At 62.1% G+C, this 24,725-nt stretch carries 25 protein-coding genes; 15 read left to right on the plus strand and 10 right to left on the minus strand.

Annotation, left to right across the window (positions count from 1 at the left end):
* Positions 1-106: 106 nt before the first annotated feature.
* Positions 107-1,231: a polysaccharide deacetylase family protein gene (locus HWQ56_RS05060; RefSeq protein WP_425331953.1), complete on the plus strand. Its 1,125-nt coding sequence runs from the start codon at positions 107-109 to the stop codon at positions 1,229-1,231.
* A gap of 358 nt (positions 1,232-1,589) precedes the next feature.
* A complete protein-coding gene (locus HWQ56_RS05065) occupies positions 1,590-2,984 on the plus strand; it encodes a PhoH family protein (protein WP_158157121.1) in 1,395 nt (464 codons plus the stop codon).
* A 49-nt stretch (positions 2,985-3,033) separates the two neighbouring features.
* On the opposite strand, the gene HWQ56_RS05070 is transcribed toward HWQ56_RS05065, so the two are convergent.
* From HWQ56_RS05070 to HWQ56_RS05085, 4 genes are all read right to left on the minus strand, one after another.
* Positions 3,034-3,759 (minus strand): molecular chaperone, encoded by a 726-nt coding sequence (locus HWQ56_RS05070; RefSeq protein WP_176569940.1) that lies wholly within the window; start codon positions 3,757-3,759, stop codon positions 3,034-3,036.
* A gap of 10 nt (positions 3,760-3,769) precedes the next feature.
* Positions 3,770-4,948 carry a hypothetical protein gene (locus tag HWQ56_RS05075; protein WP_176569941.1) on the minus strand — a complete coding sequence of 393 codons (1,179 nt, stop codon included), beginning with the start codon at positions 4,946-4,948 and terminating at the stop codon, positions 3,770-3,772.
* Positions 4,949-4,953: 5 nt separating this feature from the next.
* Positions 4,954-7,476 (minus strand): TcfC E-set like domain-containing protein, encoded by a 2,523-nt coding sequence (locus HWQ56_RS05080; RefSeq protein ID WP_245217818.1) that lies wholly within the window; start codon positions 7,474-7,476, stop codon positions 4,954-4,956.
* 94 nt (positions 7,477-7,570) lie between these two features.
* Positions 7,571-8,050 carry a CS1 type fimbrial major subunit gene (locus tag HWQ56_RS05085; protein ID WP_176569942.1) on the minus strand — a complete coding sequence of 160 codons (480 nt, stop codon included), beginning with the start codon at positions 8,048-8,050 and terminating at the stop codon, positions 7,571-7,573.
* A 219-nt stretch (positions 8,051-8,269) separates the two neighbouring features.
* Here HWQ56_RS05085 and moaC point away from each other — a divergent pair, with 219 nt between their 5' ends.
* The 3 genes from moaC to moaE are packed head-to-tail and all read left to right on the plus strand — an operon-like array spanning position 8,270 to position 9,443.
* Positions 8,270-8,743: a cyclic pyranopterin monophosphate synthase MoaC gene (gene moaC, locus HWQ56_RS05090; protein ID WP_176569943.1), complete on the plus strand. Its 474-nt coding sequence runs from the start codon at positions 8,270-8,272 to the stop codon at positions 8,741-8,743.
* Entirely contained in the window at positions 8,740-8,985 is a 246-nt protein-coding gene (moaD, locus tag HWQ56_RS05095) for a molybdopterin converting factor subunit 1 (RefSeq protein ID WP_176569944.1), read from the plus strand. Before moaC ends, moaD begins: the two co-directional genes overlap by 4 nt.
* A gap of 2 nt (positions 8,986-8,987) precedes the next feature.
* A complete protein-coding gene (moaE, locus tag HWQ56_RS05100) occupies positions 8,988-9,443 on the plus strand; it encodes a molybdopterin synthase catalytic subunit MoaE (RefSeq protein WP_158157115.1) in 456 nt (151 codons plus the stop codon).
* A gap of 32 nt (positions 9,444-9,475) precedes the next feature.
* Here the strand turns inward: moaE and rhlB are convergent, their stop codons facing one another.
* Together rhlB and HWQ56_RS05110 are read right to left on the minus strand one after the other, a co-directional pair.
* Complete coding sequence (gene rhlB / locus HWQ56_RS05105; protein ID WP_176569945.1) at positions 9,476-10,942, minus strand: ATP-dependent RNA helicase RhlB; 1,467 nt, start codon at positions 10,940-10,942, stop codon at positions 9,476-9,478.
* A gap of 155 nt (positions 10,943-11,097) precedes the next feature.
* The gene (locus tag HWQ56_RS05110) at positions 11,098-11,754 is read right to left on the minus strand and encodes an alpha/beta hydrolase (RefSeq protein WP_158157111.1); all 657 of its coding nucleotides are present in this window, start codon (positions 11,752-11,754) and stop codon (positions 11,098-11,100) included.
* A 476-nt stretch (positions 11,755-12,230) separates the two neighbouring features.
* Between HWQ56_RS05110 and HWQ56_RS05115 the strand changes: the two genes are divergently transcribed.
* From HWQ56_RS05115 to HWQ56_RS05155, 9 genes are all read left to right on the plus strand, one after another.
* Positions 12,231-13,259: an amino acid ABC transporter substrate-binding protein gene (locus tag HWQ56_RS05115; RefSeq protein WP_158157109.1), complete on the plus strand. Its 1,029-nt coding sequence runs from the start codon at positions 12,231-12,233 to the stop codon at positions 13,257-13,259.
* A 69-nt stretch (positions 13,260-13,328) separates the two neighbouring features.
* On the plus strand, positions 13,329-14,507 hold the full coding sequence (locus tag HWQ56_RS05120; RefSeq protein ID WP_158157107.1) for an amino acid ABC transporter permease: 1,179 nt from the start codon (positions 13,329-13,331) through the stop codon (positions 14,505-14,507).
* A 10-nt stretch (positions 14,508-14,517) separates the two neighbouring features.
* Positions 14,518-15,618 (plus strand): amino acid ABC transporter permease, encoded by a 1,101-nt coding sequence (locus HWQ56_RS05125; protein WP_158157105.1) that lies wholly within the window; start codon positions 14,518-14,520, stop codon positions 15,616-15,618.
* A gap of 10 nt (positions 15,619-15,628) precedes the next feature.
* Positions 15,629-16,393 (plus strand): amino acid ABC transporter ATP-binding protein, encoded by a 765-nt coding sequence (locus tag HWQ56_RS05130; protein ID WP_176569946.1) that lies wholly within the window; start codon positions 15,629-15,631, stop codon positions 16,391-16,393.
* A gap of 243 nt (positions 16,394-16,636) precedes the next feature.
* Positions 16,637-17,293 carry a FadR/GntR family transcriptional regulator gene (locus tag HWQ56_RS05135; protein ID WP_176569947.1) on the plus strand — a complete coding sequence of 219 codons (657 nt, stop codon included), beginning with the start codon at positions 16,637-16,639 and terminating at the stop codon, positions 17,291-17,293.
* A gap of 15 nt (positions 17,294-17,308) precedes the next feature.
* Positions 17,309-18,535 carry a CynX/NimT family MFS transporter gene (locus tag HWQ56_RS05140; protein WP_158157099.1) on the plus strand — a complete coding sequence of 409 codons (1,227 nt, stop codon included), beginning with the start codon at positions 17,309-17,311 and terminating at the stop codon, positions 18,533-18,535.
* A 104-nt stretch (positions 18,536-18,639) separates the two neighbouring features.
* Entirely contained in the window at positions 18,640-19,110 is a 471-nt protein-coding gene (locus tag HWQ56_RS05145) for a nuclear transport factor 2 family protein (RefSeq protein ID WP_176569948.1), read from the plus strand.
* Positions 19,111-19,121: 11 nt separating this feature from the next.
* Entirely contained in the window at positions 19,122-19,427 is a 306-nt protein-coding gene (locus HWQ56_RS05150) for a GIY-YIG nuclease family protein (RefSeq protein WP_158157095.1), read from the plus strand.
* 64 nt (positions 19,428-19,491) lie between these two features.
* Positions 19,492-20,427, plus strand: a complete 936-nt coding sequence (locus HWQ56_RS05155) for a glutathione S-transferase family protein (protein WP_176569949.1) — start codon at positions 19,492-19,494, stop codon at positions 20,425-20,427.
* 95 nt (positions 20,428-20,522) lie between these two features.
* On the opposite strand, the gene HWQ56_RS05160 is transcribed toward HWQ56_RS05155, so the two are convergent.
* The 3 genes from HWQ56_RS05160 to yejK form a co-directional block, all read right to left on the minus strand.
* Entirely contained in the window at positions 20,523-21,125 is a 603-nt protein-coding gene (locus HWQ56_RS05160; RefSeq protein ID WP_158157091.1) for a hypothetical protein, read from the minus strand.
* Positions 21,126-21,524: 399 nt separating this feature from the next.
* Positions 21,525-21,905, minus strand: a complete 381-nt coding sequence (locus tag HWQ56_RS05165; RefSeq protein WP_158157089.1) for a glutaredoxin family protein — start codon at positions 21,903-21,905, stop codon at positions 21,525-21,527.
* Positions 21,906-21,909: 4 nt separating this feature from the next.
* Positions 21,910-22,917 (minus strand): nucleoid-associated protein YejK, encoded by a 1,008-nt coding sequence (gene yejK, locus HWQ56_RS05170; RefSeq protein WP_158157087.1) that lies wholly within the window; start codon positions 22,915-22,917, stop codon positions 21,910-21,912.
* A gap of 409 nt (positions 22,918-23,326) precedes the next feature.
* Between yejK and HWQ56_RS05175 the strand changes: the two genes are divergently transcribed.
* On the plus strand, positions 23,327-23,608 hold the full coding sequence (locus tag HWQ56_RS05175) for an HU family DNA-binding protein (protein ID WP_008371316.1): 282 nt from the start codon (positions 23,327-23,329) through the stop codon (positions 23,606-23,608).
* A 78-nt stretch (positions 23,609-23,686) separates the two neighbouring features.
* On the opposite strand, the gene rlmF is transcribed toward HWQ56_RS05175, so the two are convergent.
* Positions 23,687-24,637, minus strand: coding sequence for a 23S rRNA (adenine(1618)-N(6))-methyltransferase RlmF (gene rlmF, locus HWQ56_RS05180; protein WP_176569950.1), 951 nt, complete (start codon positions 24,635-24,637; stop codon positions 23,687-23,689).
* Between the last annotated feature and the right edge of the window lie 88 nt (positions 24,638-24,725).

Here is a 24,725-nt window from a genome sequence, read left to right on the forward strand (position 1 = left end):
CTCCATTTATCGTGGGCGCGATTTTAGGGGGTGGGGGCTGGGAACTCCATCTATTAGGGTAATAGCGTTTATGATCCCCACACCCCCGATCATGGAGCGTTCGCCCTTGCGCATTGCCAGCCTGTTCTTCGCCGCCCTTGCCAGCTTCCAGGCCCAGGCCGCCGTGCCGCCTGCCGTGGCCACCATCGACCGCAGCACCTGGCCGGAAACCCTCAGCTCGCCGGCGCTGTTCGACGTGGCTTCGCGGGCCGAGATTCTCATGTTCGCGCACACCCTGCTGCAGTCCGAGGCCCTGGATGACGCCGCCCTGGCCGACCGTCTGGACCTGCGCACGGTGAACATGCCAGCCATCAAGGATCTGCGCCAGCAGCTCTGGCAGCGACTGTGGCAGAACTACAACCAGGCCCAGCAGAGCTGCGGGCAGGACGCTTCCTTCTGTTTCGCCGTCGATAGCCTGGACGACCTGCGCACTCAGGCCAACAACTTCGCGGTAGCCCCTGACTCTTTTTATGCCAACTGGGGAGCGCCGGCACGCGTGTTCGACCTGATCTACCTGGACGAGCTGCTGCGCAAGGCGGCCCTGTCACCACAGATCAGCAGTGAAGTGCTGAAAGTTTCTGCGGATGAAATCAACGGCAGCGACTTCAACGACCGGGTATTCCTGCTCACGTTCGACAGCGGTCCCAGCATTGCGGTCGGCAGCACCGAGTGGGTCGCCGACTTCCTGCGCACCCAGAGCATCAATGCCACGTTCTTCGTTCTGGGGCAGAACTTCGCCGGGCGCCGTGAACAAGGCGAGCCAGGCAGCCTGGAAGCCCTGTACAAGGGCCAATGCGTAGGCATCCAGGGTTGGCAGTACCGCTCACATGCCGACTGGAATGACTGGGAAGGCTCGATCACCCGCACCACCACGGTGGTTGAGAATGAATTGCCCGACAATTATGTACCCCTGTTCCGACCGCCATACGGTACCCGCCGAGCAGACGCGGGGGTGTTCCTGGGGACGCAACAAATGAAGGTGGCCCTCTGGGACATTGACTCGCAGGACAGCAACAGCCAGCTGACGGCCGAGCAGAGTGCTCAGCGGGTGCTGACCTTGATGCTGCTGTGGCGCCACGGGGTCATCGCATTCCACGATACCCAGGCGAAGGTGCAGACGGCATTACCCTGGTTGCTCACGCAGACCGCGCAGGCAGGCATCGGTTGGCAGGAATGTCGGCAATTTCAGTGAACGTCGGGAAACGCCGAGAAAAATAAGCGTGAAGGGCGGGGCTGAAAAGGATTTGAAACAGCGTTGGGGTGGGGTGGACTTTTGACTTTACCGGTGCTTTTCGCCTGCGCCAAGCGTTATTCGTCATGCAGAAAAATAAACTTCAAAAAAGCGTCAAAGTGCTTTTTAACGTCATGGGTTTTGCGGTATTACGAAGACAGATCGCCGAACCCTGCAGCACAGGTGGCGTCACCCGGCCCACCGTCCATTGCAGTTCCGTTCGTCCACAGCCCTCTGGGTCGTGCGGAAACGGCGGTCACTTCGCGGCGCAGCACCGTTCAGGTATTGCGTCGAACGGCTCTCTCAAAGGTGACCGAGTATGGATGATCAAGGACGCACCATTTCTTCCGACAAGCCAATCCTTTATGTGCTCGATACCAATGTACTGATCCACGATCCAAACGCGCTGCTGAATTTCGAAGAACACCACGTCGCCGTCCCCATGACCGTGCTGGAGGAACTGGACAAACTCAAAAGCGGCAAGCAATCGGTGGCTGCCGAATGCCGTCAGGCGATCCGCCTGATCGATCAGACCCTGGGCGATGCCAGCCCGGCCGATGTCGAGCTGGGCGTGCCTATCCAGCGCGGCAAGGGGGCCCCGAAAGGCTTCCTGTCCATCCTCATGACCAAGGGCGGCCCACCCACCACCGTGCTGCCGGGCAACCTCAACGACAACATCATCATCAACCAGCTGGTCGACCTGCACGAGCGCAAGAAGGACTGGGACGTGGTCCTGGTCACCAAAGACATCAACATGCGCCTCAAGGCCCGTGCCTGCGGTATCGCGGCCGAGGACTACAGCACCGACCAGTTGGTGGATGACGTCTCGCTGCTGTCGCGTGGCTACCACGAGATGACCGGCTCCTTCTGGGACCGCGTCAGCAAGGTCGAGACCCGCCAGGACCACGGCCGCACCTGGCACCGCGTGCAATTGCAGGAGCAGTTGCCCGCCGTGCACATCAATGAATTCATCATTGATGAACAGGGGTTCGTGGGCTGGATCAAGGGCGTGAAAGACGACGAACTGATGCTGCTGGACCTGCACCAGGAGCCGTTGCTGCACCAGGAAGCCTGGGGCCTGAAACCCCGTGACATCCACCAGGCGTTGGCGCTGTTCGCCTTGCTCGACCCGGACATCCACCTGGTCAACCTGACCGGCGCCGCCGGTTCCGGCAAAACCATCCTGGCCCTGGCCGCGGCCATCGAGCAGACCATGGTCAGCAAGCGCTACCGGCGCATCATCGCCACCCGCAGCGTGCAGGGGCTGGACCAGGAAATCGGCTTCCTGCCGGGCACCGAAGCCGAGAAGATGGAGCCTTGGCTGGGCGCCATCACCGATAACCTCGAAGCGTTGCACATGGACGATGAGAACACCCATGGCAGTGTCGATTACATCCTCAGCAAGGTGCCGCTGCAGTTCAAATCCCTGAACTACATTCGCGGCCGCTCGTTCCAGCAGAGCCTGATCCTGATCGACGAATGCCAGAACCTGACCCCGCACCAGATGAAAACCATCATCACCCGTGCCGGTGCCGGTTCCAAGGTGATCTGCTTGGGCAACCTCGCGCAGATCGACACCCCATACCTGTCGGCGCCCAGCTCGGGCCTCACCTACCTGACCGAGCGTTTCAAGGACTTCCCCAACGGCGTGCACATTACCCTGCAAGGCGTACCGCGCTCGATACTGGCCGAGTACGCGGAGTCGCATCTGTAACCCATGCCCAAGGCATCGCCCGCTCCCGTACGGGGCGGGCGGTGGCCTTTTACCCGTCGAACGCTTCTTCGCGGCGCTGCGCGCCTTCCTCGATGATAAATCGGTAGCTGCGCCCAGTCTGTTTTTCGAATACCAGGCGTCTGCCCGGCAGCACGTGGTGCTTGGTGGGTGGCCGACAGTCCTTGCCGTCCATGGAGCAATCGTTGAAGTGGTCGATCACCACCGTGGCGTTACCGCCGTTGGGCACGATGAAGCGCTGGGGCTCATGAACCACCTGGGTGTCATAGCGCGCTTGGGCCGGTTTCACGAACACTACCGCGCCGTAGCCGGCCAGAATACTCACCCCGGCCTGGAGTGAGTCGTCATATTCCCGTGCTTCCTCGACCGTGAGCCCGAAACCGTCATTGATCTCCGGCAATACCGGGATAAACCGCAAGCGGAAGTAGCGTTCCCTGTCCCGCGTCCCGCGGTACAGCAGGCGCACCTGCTGCATGCCCTTGGCTGGCACGATCAGCCGCGCCGGGCTGGCCACCAACGCGCGTTCATCCACCCCCAGCCCGTCCATCGACACCTCGGTGGCCTTGCCGTCGGCGCCATAAACCAGTTCGGCGACCATCACCTTGACGAAGGCCGTGCGGTCGCCGCCGTTGTAGATCTTTTTCAGCGATGTGCTGCGCTGTGGGTCCAGATAATCGTAAAGGCTGCCGATGTTCAGTTCCGGGCCGGCCTGAACGGAGAGTGACATCAAGCCAAGCAGTAACAGCGCGTATTTCATGGAAGCGACCTCAAGGGTTGGCGTCGAATATCAGGATGATGTTGCCTTGGTACTTTTCACCCCGGTACCGGATCATCGCGGCCAGGTTGCTGCCGTCCACGTCAAAATGCAGCGTGCCGGGCTGACTGGACGCCTGGGCGGGGGGCGTGATCAACGTGGCGTTGGCCGCGCCCACATACAGACGGGCACGCTCTACGGCCTGGGGTCCCATGCTGAACGTCCCGGGCAGGGTGAGGGCAGTGGTGACCGGTACGTATTCGTCCAGACGCGGATGTTTCATGGCGCAGCGGGCGTTGCTCACGTACTGGCAGGTGAGGTACACGGCAAAGGTACCGCTGGCCCACAACCGCAGTGGCGCGTTGTGGTACAGGCGCTCGGGCAGTCGGTTGGTCATCAGGTAACTCTGCCAGCCGCCGGGCGGGTTCAGCGCCACTTCGGTATTGGCGGCGGGCAGGTCCACGCGGATGTCGTGCATCACGGTGAACCGGTAGCGGAAGGTAATGGTGTCGCCGCCCTCGCGGAGGGTGCCGAAGTCGAACCCTTCTCCTGCCAGCAGGGGGTAGTCGACGGTGCCCTCCCAGGTGCCCGGGCTTAGGGTGGCTACCTCCGGGAATTGCGGCTCGAACGCTACGCCATTGTCACTGATGACCACCTCCTCTATCCGCCCGTTGCCTGTGGCCATGCTGCTGCAAGGAGCGGGATTGGTGGGCGAGGACACTATCCACAGGTATTGGGTCCAGCCGCCGCCGTCGATGGGGCTGCTGGCCCTGGAACAACCGCCGGTGACATCGATCAGCATGGTCACTCCGGACAGGTAGGTAACCTTCTGGCTGATGGAGCTGAAGGTCATGTTCATGGTGGCCGTTTCGCCGTTGCTCAGGTTACGCAAGGTCAACTGCCGCTTGGGGGGCAGGTGAGCGTAGACCCTGTCCCGGGCATTGGTGGAAGCGAGGTCGACGGATTTGCTGAAGCTGCCGGGCAAATCGACCGTCCACCTGACGTTGCAGTAACCAGGGCCGAACCGGTTGCAGAAGGCTGCCTGCGGGGTGGTATTGACGTATTTGCTGCCCTCTACCCGAGCAGTGACCAAAACCTCGGCGGCACTGGCCCACGGTCCGGCCAGGCAGGCCATGGCGAGGGCGAGGCCAAGTGCCGCGCGGGTGAGCATGGCCCCGGGCCGTCTGAACATGTTCTTCATCCTGCGTCCTCTTCGTCGTTCACCCCAGCTGCGGCCAGGTTATCGGGGCTGCAGCGCTGGTCGCCGACCAACAGCACCTCGTTTTCGCGGCGGGTGTTCTTGCCGTCGAGTTTGAGCAGGCACAGGTGGGTGCCGCGGTGGCGCACTTCCAGCGTTGGGGTCGATTCGCTCATTTCCACCGCGAAGAAGCCGTCCGCTTCGCTCAGCCCGCGGCTGGCATGGTTGATCACCAGTGCGCCCTTGATAGGGGCGCCACCGGCATCGAGCAGGCGCCCCAGCACGGTCACCGTGCGCATGATGCGTACCTTCTTGTAGGCGACACCGCCGCGGTTGAGGTGGTAGCTCAGGCTCGTGGGTTGAAGGGTTGCGGCATGGGCATGGGGGCCGTCGAAGTCCAGATTGACCTGCCCGGGGCGGTAGGCGCTGACCGGGATGATATTGCGCCCCGGGCGTAGTTCGGCGCTGGGACCGTTGCGGTCGTCGGCGCGCAGCCTGACGGCGTCGAAGTCGGTCTCCACATCAACGATCATGCCCGCCTCATAGGGTTGCAGGTCACCGCTGATAGCCATTTTTCCTGCGCCCAGGGCCACGGTGCTCTCCAGGTTGATGCCTGCGCTCAGCTCATTGTCGTAGGATGAGTTCTGCAGGTAGGAATCGCCATATACCGCGCGGTTCTGGACCTGCGCCATCGCCGCCAGTCCCGTGCCATAGCGATCCGCGCTGACGGTACCCAGCACATTGCGTAAGGTGTGGTGTTCTACCGGTTGCTGGTAGGTGATTGAGACGTTCTGGTCGCGTGTGCCGTCTCGGGCCGTGGTGGTGCCCAGGGTGCCGGACAGTCGGCGACCGTCAGTGCCCAAGCTCATGCTCAGGGTGAGATTGACACCACGGTTACGCTCGCCGTTGGTGCCTGGGGTGGCGGGTCGGTCGAACACCGACGCTCGCCAATGGGCGTTGGAACCCAGCAACCGTCCGTGATACATCAGGCCCAGGTCCAATGAGGTACCACCGTACAGTCCATCGCTGCGGCCGACCCGAGCAGTGGTGCTGATTCTGCTGTCCACCCGATGCAGCCACGACAGCGAGCTCTGCGTGACAACCTGGTCAGGCGGGCGCTGCCGTTCGCCAATTAGCCTTGGGTAGCGCTGCCAGCTCTGGCTCTGGCTCAAGACCAGGTTGCCGGCGGCGTAGGTCCATAAGCCTTGCAGGTCATAGCCCTGGCCATGGTGATCGGTCTGGAACAGGTTGGCGTACAACTTGAGGCTGTTGGCCGCATCCCAGTCGATCGAGGTGCCGTACTGGTCGTAGCCACTGACCTGCTGTAGATATCCACCCACCACGACCCGCGAGTGCAGCAAGTAGTTGAACAACGCACCCGCACTGAGGCTGTGGTCGTTGTCGTCTTCCCAATTGCTGAGCAGCGTGCTTCGTTGCCCCAGGTAGAGGTTGTAGCGCCAGCGCTCCAGGGGGTTATGCCAGTTCGCGGGTTTGTAGATGAACGCCTCGTTGCTGGCTGTGACTTGGCCGTCTTCCAGCACTCGCACCTCCACGTCATAAATACCCCCAGGTAGTACCCTGGTATCGATGGCTTGCAGACCGGGTTGCACAGGCTGGCTGTTGATCAATACGCCGTCACGGTAGATTTCTACCACGCCAGGCCGGTTGGGAGTGACATGGATGGGGGTTGCGGAGGGGCTCGCGTTATTGACCGCCAGACTGTCGCTGGTGCCATACATCAGGCCCAGCGTGGTATCGGGCGTGTCACCCAGCAGGCGTGGCTGGCGCACCAAGCCTTGGGCATTCGGGGTGAAATAGCCGAGGCGGTAGAAGCGGTCCTGGTCCAGTCGTTCGGCATAAAGCTGGTCCAGGCGGTGCCGGGTCCGGTCCAGGCTGTCGCTGCTACGATCTACCTGGGCCTGGCCCAGGGTGGTCCAGGCGCCCAGGCTGCCCTTGCCTTGCAGGGCGTAGCGGCCGTTCTGCTCGCGATCACCGCCGGCGATGTTGAGCTGGTTGCGCAAGAGCAGGCCATGGCTGCCGTGGGCAGGTGGGGCGTGGTAAAGCGCCGCGGTAGTGGGCTGCTCCACGGCCTGGGTCAGAATCGAGAGTTGCGAATTGCTGAGGTCGTAGTGCAGGGCCACCAGGCCGTTATCGCAGTGCTGGCTACAGTTGCCCAGGGGTTTTGCCGTGGCGAGATACTGGGCCCAGCGCTGGCGCTGGCTGTCGGGTTCCTGACTGTCCTCGGTGGCGGTGAACTCGATCAGTTGCACTTGCTCACGGCGGTCCAGGGTGATCATGGCTTCGCCCAGCAACCGGCTGTCCAGGTCGACGCGCACTGCCAGGGGCACTTCGAAGAAATGCTCGGAGAATTCGCGCGGCAGTCCTTCGGCCTGGCTGAGCAGGCCTGACGGCGCGCGCGGCGCAGGCACGCTGTCCGCCCAGGCGGGTGCGATTGGCAGGGTCAGCAACAGCAGGGCCATTGCCGTGCGTTCGGCTTTCGCCAAGGTGCAGGTGATCAACATAGGTTTACACAGGCGAAGGGCCGCCGAACCTGCCGCTGGGGCAAGGGCAGGCTGGAGGGCAAGGGGTATTCAGGAAGGGGCAGGGCTCATCGACTCACGGGTCCGGCGTTTCAAAGACGACGTTGACGATGCCCTGATAGTTACCGGCCACGTACCCGGTGCCAGGTTTCGCGCCGGCGGTCACGCGGAAGTCGACGACGGTGCCCGCCGACGCATCAGCGGCAGCGACCACGTCCTGTCCGGCCAGCGTCAAGTTCTTGCCGCCCACCGAAACGGTCAACGGAATGCTGTTGGTGCCGCTGGTCATGGACGCCTGGTTCAGTACCTTGGCCTGGATGGCACCCGTGCTGCTCTTGACCGATAGTTGCTTGTGGATGGGTTCAAGGCCGCCGTCCGCGGGGCGGAAGCTCATGTTTTGCGGGTCGTTCATCCAGTTGCCACCCAGTGGTTCCACGTAGAAGGTATCGGTGGGGATCGTGGCGGTGACGGTGACGGTGTGGTCGATGCGCTGTGCGGCAAATGCTGAACCGGCGACCAGCAGGGCCAAGGGTAAAGCGAGCAAGCTGCGTTTCATGGGTTGAAAACTCCTGTCAGGGTGAGGTCGCGATGGCGTGGCAGTGCCATGGGGCATGCTTGCCAACAGACAGTTAAGAATTGTCCAGTGGGCGGATCAGTAGGAAAGTCGGACAAATCCCAAACTTTCTGCGAAATTTCCTACAGGCGCTTCAAGGGGCTCATGCACGGTTCGGGCATCGGGTTTACAATCGAACATTCATTCTCAGGAGCAGGCCCCGTGCTGACCCATCTCGATTCCCAAGGCCGTGCCAACATGGTTGATGTCACCGACAAGGCGGTGACGTCACGTGAAGCGGTGGCCGAGGCCCGGGTGCGGATGCGCCCGCAAACGCTGAAAATGATCGTCGACGGCGAGCACCCCAAGGGCGACGTGTTCGCCGTGGCGCGTATCGCCGGCATCCAGGCGGCAAAGAAGACCAGTGACCTGATTCCCCTGTGCCACCCGCTGATGCTCACCAGCGTCAAGGTCGAGCTGAGCGCCGACGGCGAAGACGCCGTGCTGATCCGCGCCCGCTGCAAGCTGGCCGGGCAGACCGGGGTGGAAATGGAGGCGTTGACGGCCGCCAGCATCGCCGCCTTGACGATCTATGACATGTGCAAGGCCGTGGACAAGGGCATGGTCATCGACACCGTGCGGCTGCTGGAAAAGCTCGGCGGCAAGAGCGGCCACTACCAGGCGGACCCGGCATGAAGATCAAGGTGGTGTACTTTGCTCGTTACCGGGAAGCCATGGGCATGGATGGCGAGGAATTGGTGGGTACTTTCGCTACCCTGGCGGACGTGCGCCAGGAGTTGCTGGAGCGTGGCGGCAACTGGAGCGTGCTGGGCGAGAGCGCTGTGATGTGCGCCCGCAACCAGGATCTGTGCAAGCTCGAAGAGCCGGTAGCCGACGGCGATGAAGTGGCTTTCTTTCCACCCGTGACCGGAGGCTGACCATGGCCGTGCGAGTTCAGCCAGGCGCATTCGACCCCGGGGCCGAGGTCAATGCCATGCACGCAGCCAACGTCGGCGTCGGCGCGGTGGTGAGTTTCGTCGGGTATGTGCGCGACTTCAACGATGGGCTGGAGGTGTCAGGGATGTTCCTGGAACACTACCCGGGCATGACCGAAAAGGCCCTGGGCAAGATCATCGTCGAGGCCGAGCAGCGCTGGCCGTTGCTCAAGGTCGAAGTGTTGCACCGCATCGGCGCCCTCGAGCCGGGGGAGCCGATCGTGTTCGTCGGCGTGGCAAGCGCCCACCGCCAGGCGGCGTTCGATGCCTGCAACTTCATCATGGATTACCTGAAGACCCGCGCGCCGTTCTGGAAGAAAGAGCAGACCACCCACGGTGAGCGGTGGGTAGACGGCAAGGCCAGCGACGACCAGGCGGCCGAACGCTGGCAGCAGCGGTAATCGTTCCCGAGCGTTGCTCGGGAAGCAGGCGGTCAGGAATGCTTGCGCTGCACCGGCCGCAACAGTTCGGTCGGCGGCATCTCGCAGCTGATCTTGCGCCCCAGCAGCGCCTCGATCGACGGCAGCTGATAGGAGTCGTCCTCGCCGGCAAAGCTGATCGACACACCGTTCGCCCCCGCGCGGCCGGTGCGACCAATGCGGTGCACGTAGTCGTCCGGGTCTTCCGGCAGGGTGAAGTTGATCACATGGCTGATGCCGTCGATGTGGATGCCACGGCCGGCCACGTCGGTGGCCACCAGCACGCGGATCTTGCCTTCGCGGAAGCCTTCCAGGGTCTTGATGCGCTTGTGCTGCGGCACGTCGCCTGACAGCTGCGCGGCGTTGACGCCGTCACGCACCAGCTTTTCCTCGATGCGCCGTACCTCGTCCTTGCGGTTGGCGAACACCATCACCCGCTCCCAGCCGTTGTCGTTGACCAGGTTGTACAGCAGCTTGTACTTGTCGCTGCCGGCCACGGCGTAGACATGCTGCTCCACGGTTTCGCTGGCGACGTTCTCTGGCTCGATCTCGACGATGGCAGGGTCGGTGGTCCACTGCTTGGCCAGGTTCATCACGTCGTCGGTGAAGGTGGCGGAGAACAGCAGGGTCTGGCGCTCGCTTTTCGGCGGGGTCTGGCGAATGATCTGGCGGACCTGTGGAATGAAACCCATGTCCAGCATGCGATCGGCTTCGTCCAGCACCATCACCTCGACCATGTCCAGGTGCACCTCGCCGCGCTGGTTGAAGTCCAGCAGGCGGCCAGGGGTAGCGACCAGGATGTCGCAGTGGCGGGCTTCCAGCTGCTTGAGCTGCTTGTCGAAGTCCATGCCACCGACGAAGGTCATGACGTTCAGGCCGGTGTACTTGGTCAGCGCCGCGGCGTCCTTGGCGATCTGCACCACGAGTTCGCGGGTCGGGGCGATGATCAATGCCCGCGGCTCGCCCATGTAGCGTTCCTTGGGCGGTGGGGTCTGCTGCAACTGGGTGATGATCGAGATCAGGAACGCGGCGGTCTTGCCGGTACCGGTCTGGGCCCGGCCGATCGCGTCCTTGCCCTTGAGGGTAAAGCCCAGCACCTGCGCCTGGATCGGCGTGCAGTAGGGGAACCCCAGGTCATGAATGGCGTGCATCAGGTCCGCGGATAGCTTGAAGTCGTGAAAGCGGGTCTTGCCTTCCTGCGGTTCGACCTTGAACTCTTCCAGTTTCCACAGGGCGCGGGGAGGCTTGGGCTTGCGCTCGCGAGGGGAGGGTTTGACCCGCTCGGCGTCCAGGTTTGGCTGGGGGGCGACGGCAGTTGCTTCCCGTGCTGGCGCCAGCACGACAGGGGCTGGGGCCTCTGGCTCCGGCGGTTGGGGGATGGCCGCTTCCCGAGCCGGGCTCGGTGCCACAGGAGCAGTCATTTCGGCTGCGAGCGGCTCAGCCCCGCTTTTTCCGAACAGGTTCTTGAGTGCTTTGAGCACGGTCTTCTCATTAATTGGTTAAGGAATGTACGCCGGGCAGTGTAATGCAAGAATCGGGCGCGGTGTAGCAGCGGCCGCATGGCCGCGTCACAAGCGCCCAGGTTACCAGGCGAGGCGCGGGGCGCTGGGCGCAGCCTGGCGGCAGCCGCTGCGGATCACGCCAGTTTTTTGCCCAGCCAGGTGGCGATGTCGCGAATTTCCTCGATCACCACCTCATGCCCCATGGGGTACTCGTGCCATTCAAGCTGCACGCCTTGGACGGCGAGGAAGTCGTGAGCCATGCGCCCCATGGCGTGGAATACCACCTCGTCCTGGGTGCCGTGCAGGCACAGCACCGGCGTGGCCTTCTGGGCTGCACTGGGTCGCACGCCATCATGGAACCCGGGCGCATAGGTAGACAGGGCGAGCACGCCGCCCAACGTCCCGGGGTATCGGGAAAACGCCGTGTGGTACACCACTGCGCCGCCCTGGGAGAACCCGGCGATGAATACGCGTGAGGCCGGGACGCCCGCGGCCACTTGCGCTTCGATCAAGCCCTTGACCATGTCGGCGGACTCATCCAGCTGGTGTTCGTCAATGGCCCGCGCGGGCGTCATTGCCTTTATGTCGTACCAGCTCGGCATTTCATAGCCGCCGTTGATGGTCACTGGCCGCTTAGGCGCCTGGGGCAGGATGAACCGGGTGCTGGGCAGGTTGGCCTGCAGCGCTTCGGCCACTGGCAGGAAGTCGTAGCGGTCGGCGCCAAGGCCGTGCAACCAGATCACACAGGCATCGGCCGGCTGGGTAGGTTCGAGGATCATCGGGTTGCTCATGGCTGCTCCAAAAAAGTGCGAACGCTCCCATAAAGTGCGTTGCAAAGGGGCGTATCAGGGCGATACAGGAAAAAGATGTCGCACGGTGGCAAGTTTTCCCATTGACGAGGGCTGAAACGCTTGCGCGCTGTAACGTGGTACGCGCTTTGCTATGTATCCGCCAAGTGGAAGGAAAACCCCATCCGGTAACACTAACAGGCTGGGAGCCGGGAGGCCAAAGCGGTTCAACCGCCATTGGGTGGTCTACCTTCCACGGGTCACGCGAAACGACAGGGGCGAAGCATAACGCCTCATCTGTTCGACCGATCAAGGAGCCGTGAGTTTGCACAACGCCCGAAGGCGGCCTGCGCTCACACAATCAAAAAATGAGTCCTGAAACGCTTGACCCAAAAACAAGCCGGCACGGGGTCGAAATCGCCTCAAAAGGGTGCGACAGGACACACGCTCTACACAACAAGAGCAATTTGGAGGTTTGAATGAAAATGCTGAAATCCACCCTGGCTGTCCTGACTGCCGCCACCGTTCTGGGGGTAAGCGGTTTCGCCCAGGCAGGCGCCACTCTGGACGCGATTCAGAAGAAAGGTTTCATTCAGTGCGGCGTCAGTGACGGCTTGCCTGGCTTCTCGGTTCCGGACTCCACCGGCAAGATCCAGGGCATCGACGCCGACGTCTGCCGCGCCGTGGCCGCCGCCGTGTTCGGTGATGCTACCAAGGTCAAGTTCAGCCAGCTGAACGCCAAGGAGCGCTTCACCGCCTTGCAGTCCGGTGAAATCGATGTGCTGTCGCGCAACACCACCTGGACCAGCTCCCGTGACGCCGGCATGGGCCTGATGTTCACCGGTGTCACCTATTACGACGGCGTGGGCTTCCTGGCCAACAAGAAACTGGGCGTCAAGAGTGCCAAGGAACTGGACGGTGCAACCATCTGCATCCAGGCCGGTACGACCACCGAACTGAACGTGTCGGACTACTTCCGCGCCAATGGCCTGAAGTACACCCCGATCACCTTCGACACCTCCGATGAAAGCGCCAAGTCCCTGGAAAGCGGCCGTTGCGACGTGCTGACCTCCGACAAATCGCAGCTTTACGCACAGCGTTCCAAGCTGGGTACGCCGGGCGACTACGTGGTATTGCCGGAAACCATCTCCAAGGAGCCTCTGGGCCCGGTCGTGCGCAAGGGCGACGAAGAGTGGTTCAGCATCGTCAAGTGGACCCTGTTCGCCATGCTCAACGCTGAAGAGGCAGGCATCACGTCCAAGAACGTGATGGAAGAAGCCAAGTCCACCAAAAACCCTGACGTGGCGCGCCTGCTGGGCGGCGACGGCGAGTATGGCAAGGACCTGAAGCTGCCCAAGGACTGGGTCGTGAAGATCGTTTCGCAAGTGGGCAACTACGGCGAAGTGTTCGAGAAAAACCTGGGCAAGAGCACGCCGCTGGCCATTGACCGCGGTTTGAACGCCCTGTGGAACAACGGCGGTATCCAGTACGCACCACCCGTACGTTAAGCCGGCCCCGCGCCTGGCGGCCCGTATGCCGCCAGGCGCTGTTACATTCCCTTTCTTCCGGGGCACTTCATGCAAAATCAAATCGGCGCACCCAAAGGGTTTTCCCTGACCGATCCACGTGTGCGTGCGTGGCTATTCCAGATCATCACCATCGTGGTGGTGGTCAGCCTGGGCTGGTACCTGTTCCACAACACCCAGACCAACCTGCAACATCGCGGCATCACTTCCGGTTTCGACTTCCTTGAACGCAGTGCCGGCTTCGGCATCGCCCAGCACCTGATCGACTACACCGAGTCGGACAGCTACGCGCGAGTGTTCGTCATCGGCCTGCTCAACACCCTGCTGGTGACCTTCATCGGCGTCATCCTGGCTACCTTGCTGGGTTTTATCATCGGCGTGGCACGGCTGTCGCCGAACTGGATGATCAGCAAGCTGGCCACTGTGTACGTGGAAACCTTCCGCAACATTCCGCCGCTGCTGCAAATTCTGTTCTGGTATTTCGCCGTGTTCCTGACCATGCCAGGGCCACGGGGCAGCCATAACCTGTGGAACATGTTCTACGTCAGTAACCGCGGGCTGAACATGCCTGCCGCCCTCAAGGCAGATGGCATGTGGCCGTTCCTGATTGCCGTGGTGGTGGCGTTCGTGGCCATTGGCGTGATGGTCAAGTGGGCCAACAAGCGTTTCGAAGACACCGGCGTGCCGTTCCACAAGTTCTGGGCCGGCCTTGGCCTGCTGGTGGTTATCCCGGCGTTGAGCGTGCTGGTGTTCGGCAGCCCCGTGCATTGGGAAATGCCAGAGCTGCGCGGCTTCAACTTCGTCGGTGGCTGGGTGATGATCCCGGAACTGCTGGCCCTGACCCTGGCCCTGACGGTGTACACCGCGGCGTTCATTGCCGAGATCGTGCGTTCGGGCATCAAGTCGGTGAGCCACGGCCAGACCGAGGCAGCGCGCTCCCTGGGCCTGCGCCCCGGGCCGACACTGCGCAAGGTGATCATCCCCCAGGCGCTGCGGGTCATCATTCCGCCGCTGACCAGCCAGTACCTGAACCTGGCGAAGAACTCTTCCCTGGCCGCCGGTATCGGCTACCCGGAAATGGTCTCGCTGTTCGCCGGCACGGTGCTCAACCAGACCGGCCAGGCCATCGAAGTCATCGCCATTACCATGAGCGTGTACCTGGCGATCAGCATCAGCATTTCCTTGCTGATGAACTGGTACAACAAGCGCATTGCGCTGATCGAGCGGTGAGGAAACGCCCATGACGACGTCGCACGTATTCAAACCCAATATGCCCCCGCCCAACCTGGCGGTCGGCCCTGTCGCCTGGATGCGCACCAACCTGTTTTCCAGCTGGTTCAACACCCTGTTGACCCTGCTGGCGCTGTACCTGATCTACCTGATCGTGCCGCCGCTGCTGAGCTGGGCGTTCCTGGACGCCAACTGGGTGGGCACCACCCGCGAAGACTGCACCAAGGCGGGCGCCTGCTGGGTGTTCATCGAGCAGCGCTTCGGCCAGTTCATGTACGGTTACTACCCGCCTGAACTGCGCTGGCGCGTGGACCTGACCGTGTGGCTGGCCGTGCTGGGCGCCGCGCCGCTGTTCATCCCGCGCATCCCGCGCAAGGTGGTGTACGGCCTGAGCTTCCTGGTGGTCTACCCGATCGTTGCCTTCATCCTGCTGCGCGGTGGTTTCTTCGGCCTGGAGAACGTGGCGACCAGCCAATGGGGCGGCCTGATGCTGACCCTGGTGATTGCCACCGTGGGCATCGCCGGCGCCTTGCCGCTGGGTATTGTGCTGGCCCTGGGCCGGCGCTCGAAGATGCCGGCGGTGAAGGTGGTGTGCGTGACCTTCATCGAGTTCTGGCGCGGCGTGCCGTTGATTACCGTGCTGTTCATGTCCTCGGTGATGCTGCCGTTGTTCCTGCCCGAAGGCATGAGCTTCGACAAGCTGCTGCGAGCGCTGATCGGCGTCATCATGTTCCAGTCGGCCTACGTGGCCGAGGTGGTGCGTGGCGGCCTGCAGGCGATTCCCAAGGGTCAGTACGAAGCCGCTTCGGCCATGGGCCTGGGTTACTGGCGCAGCATGGGCCTGGTGATTCTGCCGCAAGCGCTCAAGCTGGTGATTCCGGGTATCGTCAATACCCTGATCGCGTTGTTCAAGGACACGAGCCTGGTGATCATCATCGGCCTGTTCGACCTGCTCAACAGCGTCAAGCAAGCCGCCGCCGACCCCAAATGGCTGGGCATGGCCACCGAAGGCTATGTGTTTGCCGCCGTCGTTTTCTGGATTTTCTGTTTCAGTATGTCCCGCTACTCCGTGCACCTGGAGCGCAAGCTGGACACTGGCCACAAGCGCTAGGAGTGTCATCATGAGCGAAGCAATCAAACAGCCTGTGGGCGCCGATGGCATTATCCAGATGCAGGGCGTGAACAAGTGGTATGGCCAGTTCCACGTATTGAAAGACATCAACCTGAACGTCAGGCAGGGCGAGCGTATCGTGCTGTGCGGCCCGTCGGGCTCGGGCAAATCCACCACCATCCGCTGCCTCAACCGCCTGGAAGAGCACCAGCAGGGCCGCATCGTGGTCGATGGCGTGGAGCTGACCAACGACCTCAAGCAGATCGAAGCGATCCGCCGGGAAGTGGGCATGGTGTTCCAGCACTTCAACCTGTTCCCGCACCTGACCATTCTGCAGAACTGCACCCTGGCCCCCATGTGGGTGCGCAAGATGCCCAAGCGCAAGGCCGAGGAAATCGCCATGCATTACCTGGAGCGCGTGCGTATCCCGGAGCAGGCCAACAAGTTTCCGGGCCAGCTCTCCGGTGGTCAGCAGCAGCGCGTGGCCATCGCCCGGGCCCTGTGCATGAAGCCCAAGATCATGCTGTTCGACGAGCCGACCTCGGCGCTGGACCCGGAAATGGTGAAAGAAGTACTCGACACCATGATCGGTCTGGCCGAAGACGGCATGACCATGCTGTGCGTGACCCACGAAATGGGCTTCGCCCGCACCGTGGCCAACCGCGTGATCTTCATGGACAAGGGTGAGATCGTCGAGCAGGCAGCACCCAATGACTTCTTCGACAACCCGCAGAACGAGCGGACGAAGTTGTTCTTGAGTCAGATTTTGCACTGACCTACCCCTCCCAGAACCCGGCCACTCGCCGGGTTTTTTATTCCCATGATCCGGTAGCAGCGGACCCGGCCGCGTCGACGGTCCATTCGGTTTGCCTGATGCTGCGCGGTGACCGTGACGCGGCCAGGTCCGCTGCTACCAGGCTGGACTCTCCTGCCGACAAATGGCTAGCAATTTTTCTTGCCTAGCTATGCCGCGTTCTTTACCCTACCTATCTACTTGAATTCATCGGATGATTGGACGATGTCCACCCTGATAAAACGTTCCCTGGTTGACCAGGCCCTGGACCAGTTGCGCGAGCGCATTACCCGTGGCCACTGGGCGGTAGGCCAGCGCCTGCCCACCGAGCCGGAGCTTGCCCTGGAACTGGGTATCAGCCGCAACACCGTGCGTGAAGCCATGCGTGTGCTGGCCTTCAGCGGCATGATCGATATTCGCCAGGGCGACGGCAGCTACCTGCGCGGCAGCGTCGACCCGTTCGATACGCTGAGGGTGCTGTCCAATTGCTCCATCGAACAGGCACGGGAAACCCGGCGCATCATCGAGGTGGAAGCCATCGGCCTGGCCGCTCGGCGGCGCACTGAGCAAGACCTGCAAGCGCTGCATGCCGCGCTCGAGCACAGTAGCGCCCACTACCACACTGACCTCGACAGTTACATTGCCTGCGACCTGGTGTTTCACCGCTTGCTGGTGGACGCCGCGCACAACCCCACGTTGAGTCAGCTGTACCGGTTTTTCTCCAGCGTTGTCGGCGAGGCGATTCTGCATTCGCTCAACCACACCCCACGCAACCTTCACGTATTCGACTTGCACGGCGAACTGCTGGCCGCCATTGAAGCAAGCGACCCGGAACGGGCCATGTCGATCTGCCGCGAGCTGATCGACTGCCCGGACCTTTGATCGAGGAACTGCCTTATGTCCACTCCAACCACCGAGGCGCTGAAGATGCCTGCCGATCAAACTGCCGCCGTGCCGCGGCCCTGGCTGTTGCTGCTGGGCCTGGTGCTGGTGGCCCTGAACCTGCGCCCGGCGCTTTCGAGCATGGCGCCGTTGCTGGGGCAGGTTTCCCATGACCTGGGCCTGAGTGGTTCAACCGCGGGGCTTTTGACCACACTGCCCGTGTTGTGCCTGGGGTTGTTCGCGCCGTTGGCGCCCCTGCTGTCCCGGCGTTTTGGCGCCGAACGCGTGGTGTTGGGCATTCTGCTGGTGCTGGCGGCGGGCATCGCCCTGCGCAGCCAGCTGGGGGTGGTTGGGCTGTTCGCCGGCAGTATCCTGTCCGGGGCCAGTATTGGCATCATCGGTGTGCTACTGCCCGGCATCGTCAAGCGCGACTTTGCCAAGCAAGCGGGCACCATGACCGGCGTTTACACCATGGCGCTGTGCCTGGGCGCGGCCCTTGCCGCAGGCGCCAGCGTGCCCCTGGCCGAGGCCTTTGGCCACCGCTGGGCCATGGGGCTAGGGTTCTGGGTAGTGCCCGCACTGCTGGCCGCGGTGTTCTGGTTGCCCCAGACGCGGGCCCGGCATGGCGCCCACCATGCGCGCTACCGGGTGCGTGGCCTGTTTCGTGACCGCCTGGCGTGGCAGGTGACCCTGTTCATGGGGCTGCAGTCGTCGTTGGCCTACATCGTGTTTGGCTGGTTGCCGTCGATGTTGATGGGGCGCGGCCTGGATGCTGCCGAAGCGGGGCTGGTGCTGTCGTTCTCCATCCTTGTTCAGCTGGGCAGCTCGTTGATCGCACCGTGGTTGGCCACCCGCGGTCGTGACCAGCGCATCGCCATCGTTACCGTGATGGGCTTGACCCTGGCGGGCTTGTTCGGCTGCCTCTACGCGCCGCTGGGCGGGCTGTGGTTCTGGGCCGTGGTGCTGGGGTTGGGGCAGGGCGCCATGTTCGCCGTGGCCCTGACCTTGATCGTGCTGCGCGCCAGCGATGCCCACGTGGCAGCCAACCTGTCGAGTATGGCCCAGGGTATCGGCTACACGCTGGCCTCTATGGGCCCGCTGGCCGTGGGCCTGGTGCATGACTGGAGTGGCGGCTGGAACGCGGTAGGCTGGATCTTCGCGGTGATCGGCACCCTGGCGATCATCGCGGGCATGGGCGCCGGGCGGTCGCTGCACGTGAACGTCACCAGCGAAAAGATCTGAAACCGACATGCCCTGGTCCTGCATCTGAAAGGGCATGTGGCGCGATGCGGTGCATTGCCGGACGGAACTGCTAGGATGGCAGGACTTCAACCAGAGTCCTGCCCATGAGCGAAGCCAACGCAGCCCTGATCACCCGTTTCTACCTGGCTTTCCAGCGCCTGGATGCCGAGGCCATGGCCGCCAGCTACACCGACGACGTGGTGTTCAGCGACCCGGCGTTCGGGACGTTGCGCGGCCAGGACGCAGGCGACATGTGGCGGATGCTGGCAGCGCGGGCCAAGGACTTTTCTCTGACCTTCGACCATGTCCACGCCGGTGACCACCACGGCAGTGCCAACTGGACGGCGACGTACCTGTTCAGCCAGACCGGCCGCACGGTGGTGAACCACATCCATGCCCGCTTCGTTTTCCGTGACGGCAAGATCTGCGAACACCACGATCACTTCGACTTCTGGCGCTGGTCGCGCCAGGCCCTGGGTACCCCCGGCCTGCTGCTGGGCTGGACGCCGTTGCTCAAGGGCAAGGTGCGCGGCCAGGCACTCAAGGGCCTGCGCGCCTTCCAGGCAGGCCGCTGAGCAAACGGGCCATGAGTGAAGTGACTTCCCTGTGCAAACCTTGGTACGTCTATCTGGTGCGCGCCGCGAACGGTTCGCTCTACTGCGGGATCAGCGATAACCCCCAGCGCCGCTTCACCCAGCACCAGAGCGGCAAGGGCGCGCGTTTCTTCAGTTCCAGCCCCGCCGTGGCGCTGGTGTACGTGGAGTGCTGGCCGGACAAGGGCGAGGCGTTGCGCCAGGAACGCTTGATCAAGCGCCTGCGCAAAAGCGCCAAGGAGCGCCTGGTGGCGTCCTGGGTGCCAATTGATCCGGTTGATGAGCCACTATCGGCGTGAGTGGCTAGGCCCTGTCGGGGCGGGCGAGTAAGCTTGGGCTTTTAGCCCTGCGGCGGAGCCGAAGATGACCGAGCTGATCCTTCACCATTACCCCACGTCCCCGTTCGCCGAAAAGACCCGCCTGATGCTGGGGTTCAAGGGCCTGTCCTGGCGTTCCGTGCTGATCTCACCGGTCATGCCCAAGCCTGATCTGGTGGCGCTCACCGGTGGCTACCGCAAGACCCCGGTGCTGCAGGTAGGCGCGGACATCTATTGCGACACCGCGCTGATCGCTCGCCGCCTGGATCAGGAAAAAGCCCTGCCGGCGTTTTTTCCGGAGGGCCAGGAAATGACCGTGGCGACCTTCGCCGCCTGGGCCGATTCGGAGTTGTTCAAACACGCGGTCAGCCTGGTATTCCAACCCGAATCCGTGGCCGTGCGCTTCGCGCGCCTGCCCCCGGAAGCGGTGAAAGCGTTCATTGCCGACCGTACCCAGCTGTTCAGCGGTGGCTCGGCCACGCGCGTCCCGTTGGAACAGGCCAAGCACCAATGGCCGGTGTTCATGGCGCGCCTGGAGCAGCAACTGCAACGCGAGGAGGGCGACTACCTGTTCGGCGAGCCGTCGGTGGCCGACTTCGCGCTGGCTCATCCCCTGTGGTTCCTCAAAGGCACCCCGGTGACGTCACCCCTGGTGGACGAATACCCGGCGGTGCACGGTTGGCTGGGCCGGGTGCTGGGCTTCGGCCATGGCGCCAACAGTGAGCTGAGTGCCGAAGAGGCATTGACAGTGGCGCGCACCAGTGTGCCGGCGCCGTTGCCGGATGATGATTTTGTCGACCCCAATGGCTTCAAGGCGGGCGATCAGGTGACCATTGCTGCGATCGACTACGGCGTTGACCCCGTGGCAGGCGAGTTGCTGTTCGCGGGGCGTGAGGCATTGATTCTGCGCCGCGAAGACCCACGCGCCGGGACCGTGCATGTGCACTTTCCGCGGCTGGGTTTCAAGCTCGACAAACACTGAGGCGCGGCGCACCACAGTGACATCGTAGTCACGGGGTAGTTTGACAGGGAATCCATGGTCGAGTTGTCAGACCGTGACTTCCCTGCGTGCATTGACTATAAATCAACAATGATATCAACCTTGGACTCTAAGTTGATGCGTATGTAAGGCAAGTTGCTGGCGCCCATGGTTACGTCCAATAGCCAGCCTGCTGGGATCATACCTTGGACGACCGGTCCTTTCTTGACCAGCGCCACGCCCCCTTCTTCCCAGCTTGCTATGAAATGACCCACCTGCCATCCCGACGCAGCGTCCAGAGTTTGTACATCGGAGGTCCCATAGTGGTACTCGGGATCATCCCAGAATTTCAGCAGTACCCGGAAGAAGATGCCTGTCACGGAGGTAGGATAGTCGATGGTATTAGGAATGTATTGCCCAAGATAGTTTCGATTGACGGCTTGCAGCGGCAGGCTGTCAACACGGACGAAGGTCTTGCGTTGCAGTGGCGCTACCGATTGAAAAAGAGGTAGCTGATCCTCCGTCGCTCTGGTGATGGTTATGCTTGTAGGAGGGGAGATTGAGATTACATTCATGCTTGATTCCGCTGCATAACTTGCAGCGCCTACAAGAGCGGGCTCGTCGATGAAAGGCTGACCGCGCTGTGCTGCAGCCGCAGGGTTAAGGGTAACCACGCTGCCGGGAACAAATTGCTTTGTCATATTCCACCTCGGAAATTACAATATGGCGCGCCAAAGGCGTGTGTTTGGTCGTGCGAATAAGGATGCCGTCAACACGTCCGAAGGTACCCGAGAGAGGCGGGCATGAGTACTGCTATATTTGACAGTAAATAAAGTGTGTGCGGTCTGATGTGATGGACATTTCAATCGTTATTTCTTGAATGAAATTGTTCGGTTTTCGTGGGTCGTAATAAAGCGCGTCGATATGAGCAACGGTTCCTCCAGGTGTTGTGCCAGTTCGCTTTTCAGCATTTCCATATGTCCAGTTGCGTACCGGCTCGCGTCGAGGTCTCCTTCATCGGCAAAAGTTGACAGGCATTATGAGGTGGGTTGTAGGTTTCTATTCACCATCAATAGGATGCATTGATATATACAGGATCGCTATCGAGTGGTGCTGGAGTTGGTTTGGAATGATTGAAGGGCATGAATGATATCCGCTTCTCTATACTGTCGCAGCAGCACGCCATTGACATCCAGCACGGGAATACCCCGCCCGCCCAGTGCTTCATAGCGCTGGCGGGCCTCTGCGTTCTTGTCGATGTCGAACTCCTGGTACGCCACGCCCTGGCGGTCCAGGAACCGGCGAAAGTCCTTGCAGTACCCGCACCAGTCAGTCGAGTACAACGTTACCTGGGCGTGGGCGCGTGCCTGCGCGGTCAGCTGCGAGGTGGGGCTGAAGAACGCTTCGATCTTGCCCCACTGCTGGGCGATCACCACCACCAGCAGTATGGGCAACACACGTTTCAGGGTCTTGTTCAGCACCTGCTCAGTCCTTGCGGCGCTTGAGCTGGTCGGTCAGCTGGGTGGGCAGGCCCTTGATGATCAAGGTGCCGGCCTCTTCGTCGTACTCAATCTTGGAGCCCAACAGGTGGGCTTCGAAGCTGATGGACAGACCCTCGGCGCGGCCGGTGAAGCGGCGGAACTGGTTCAAGGTGCGCTTGTCGGCCGGTATCTCCGGGGACAACCCGTAGTCTTTGTTGCGGATGTGGTCGTAGAAGGCGCGCGGACGGTCTTCGTCGATCAGCCCCGACAGCTCTTCCAGGGCCACGGGTTCGCCGTGCTTGGTCTGGCTGGTGGCGTACTCCACCAGGGCCTGGGTCTTCTCGCGGGCGGCTTCCTCGGGCAGGTCTTCGCTTTCGACGAAGTCGCTGAAGGCCTTGAGCAGGGTGCGGGTTTCGCCCGGGCCGTCAACCCCTTCCTGGCAGCCGATGAAGTCGCGGAAGTACTCCGAGACTTTCTTGCCGTTCTTGCCCTTGATGAACGAGATGTATTGCTTGGAGTTCTTGTTGTTCTGCCACTCGGAGATGTTGATGCGCGCGGCCAGGTGCAGCTGGCCCAGGTCCAGGTGGCGCGACGGCGTCACGTCGAGCTCGGCGTTCACCGCCACGCCTTCGCTGTGGTGCAGCAGGGCGATGGCCAGGTAGTCGGTCATGCCCTGCTGGTAGTGGGCGAACAGCACGTGGCCGCCGGTGGACAGATTGGACTCTTCCATCAGTTTTTGCAGGTGCTCGACAGCCTGGCGGCTGAAGCGGGTGAAGTCCTGCTCGGCGTCCAGGTACTGCTTCAGCCAGCCGCTGAAAGGGTGGGCCCCGGACTCGGCATGAAACAGGCCCCAGGCTTTGCCTTGCTTGGCGTTGTAGTTGTCGTTGAGGTCGGCCAGCAGGTTTTCGATGGCCTGGGATTCGCCCAATTCCGAATCACGGGCGTGCAGCACGGCAGGGGTGCCGTCGGGTTTCTTTTCGATCAAATGGACAATGCTGTGACGGATCGGCATGGGCTTCTCGGTGCGTCGAAAGGGGAAGGCCAAGGGCGAGCGTGTCGGCCTTGTGCAAAGGCGCCAAGTGTAACGCAACTGGGGGTTTGGCGGCCTGGCGCGGTAGTTTCAGCCCGTGAAATCGAGACTTTTGTCTATTTTTCAATCAATCAGGCGATAAACCTGAACAAATGGCCAGGTAGTGGCGGATATTTCTGTTTCTGTGTGCTAGTTTTGCCCGGTCTTGCGCTCCATAAGGGCGCATCGCCCGCAGATAGCTGCCGTCAGGTCGAACCAAATACCGATTTGTGCATCTACATTCGCGATTGGCGTGGCTGTAGACCGATTGCCGAACCCTGGGGGTTACGGCGTTTTTGACTGATGTTGCACTCTGCAATCCAACTGAATTTGATAGGGAAGGAACACCACCATGGCATTGACCAAAGACCAACTGATCGCCGACATCGCTGAAGCCATCGACGCGCCAAAAACCACCGCGCGCAATGCTCTCGAGCAACTGGGCCAGATCGTTGCCGACCAGCTGGAAAATGGCAGCGAAATCACTCTGCCAGGCATTGGCAAGCTGAAAATCACCGAGCGTCCTGCTCGCACCGGCCGCAACCCTTCGACTGGCGCCCCGATCGAAATCGCCGCCAAGAAAGTCGTCAAGTTTGTTCCAGCCAAAGTGCTGACCGATTCGGTTAACAAGTAATTTTGTAACCAGTCGTTAAAAAGCCGTGGCCGGGCAACCGGTCACGGCTTTTTTGTACCTGCGAGTTTCGCCCAGCGGCTACCGGGTGTTGGGTGTGTACCAGGCTTTCTGCTGTGCCTCGGTCTGGAAGGTCCAGGCCACGAAGCGGCTCTGCTTCTGCCCTTGGCCCATTTCCACCACCCGCACTTGCACCGCACCGGCCTTTTTCAGCGCCGATTGAATCGGCGGCAGGTTCGATGCCTTGGACACCAGGGTGCTGAACCACAGCACTTGTGAGCCCACCGCCACGCTTTCGTTGATCAACTGAGTAACGAAGCGAATTTCCCCGCCTTCGCACCACAGTTCATTGTGCTGCCCACCGAAGTTGAGCACCGGCAGCTTGCGCTTGGGGTCTGCCTTGCCCAGCGCGCGCCATTTGCGTTGGCTGCCGCGCGTGGCCTCTTCCAGTGAGGCGTGGAAGGGTGGGTTGCACAGGGTCAGGTCGAAACGCTCATCGGCCTTCAGCAGGCCGTTGAGGATGTGCTGGGTGTTGCCTTGCTGGCGCAAGCTGATGGCCTTGTCGAGCTTGTTGGCCTGGACGATGGCCTTGGCCGAGGCCAGGGCCACCGGGTCGATGTCCGAGCCCACGAACTGCCAGCGGTAGTCGCTGTGGCCCAGCAGCGGGTAGATGCAGTTGGCACCCACGCCGATGTCCAGTACGCGCACCGAGGCGCCGCGGGGTATTTCGCCGCCGCTGAGTTCGGCCAGCAGGTCGGCGGCAGCGTGGATGTAGTCGGCGCGCCCGGGGATGGGCGGGCACAGGTAGCCGTCGGGGATGTTCCAGTGCTGGATGCCGTAAAGCGCCTTGAGCAAGGCGCGGTTGAACACCTTGACCGCCGCCGGGTTGGCGAAGTCGATGCTTTCCTTGCCGTACGGGTTGAGGATCACGAACTGGCCGAGCTCAGGGCTGCTCTTGATCAACTGGGGGAAGTCGTAACGGCCCTGATGGCGGTTGCGGGGGTGAAAGCCGGGTTTGCTGGGGGCGGACATGTGCGCGCTCCGGTAGAAGTGAATGTGGGACCGGGCGAAGCTCGGGAAGGGGGCGCCGCGGTATATCTGCTATACCGCGGCGCCCCCT

The organism is Pseudomonas eucalypticola, assembly GCF_013374995.1.
GTDB lineage: Bacteria > Pseudomonadota > Gammaproteobacteria > Pseudomonadales > Pseudomonadaceae > Aquipseudomonas > Aquipseudomonas eucalypticola.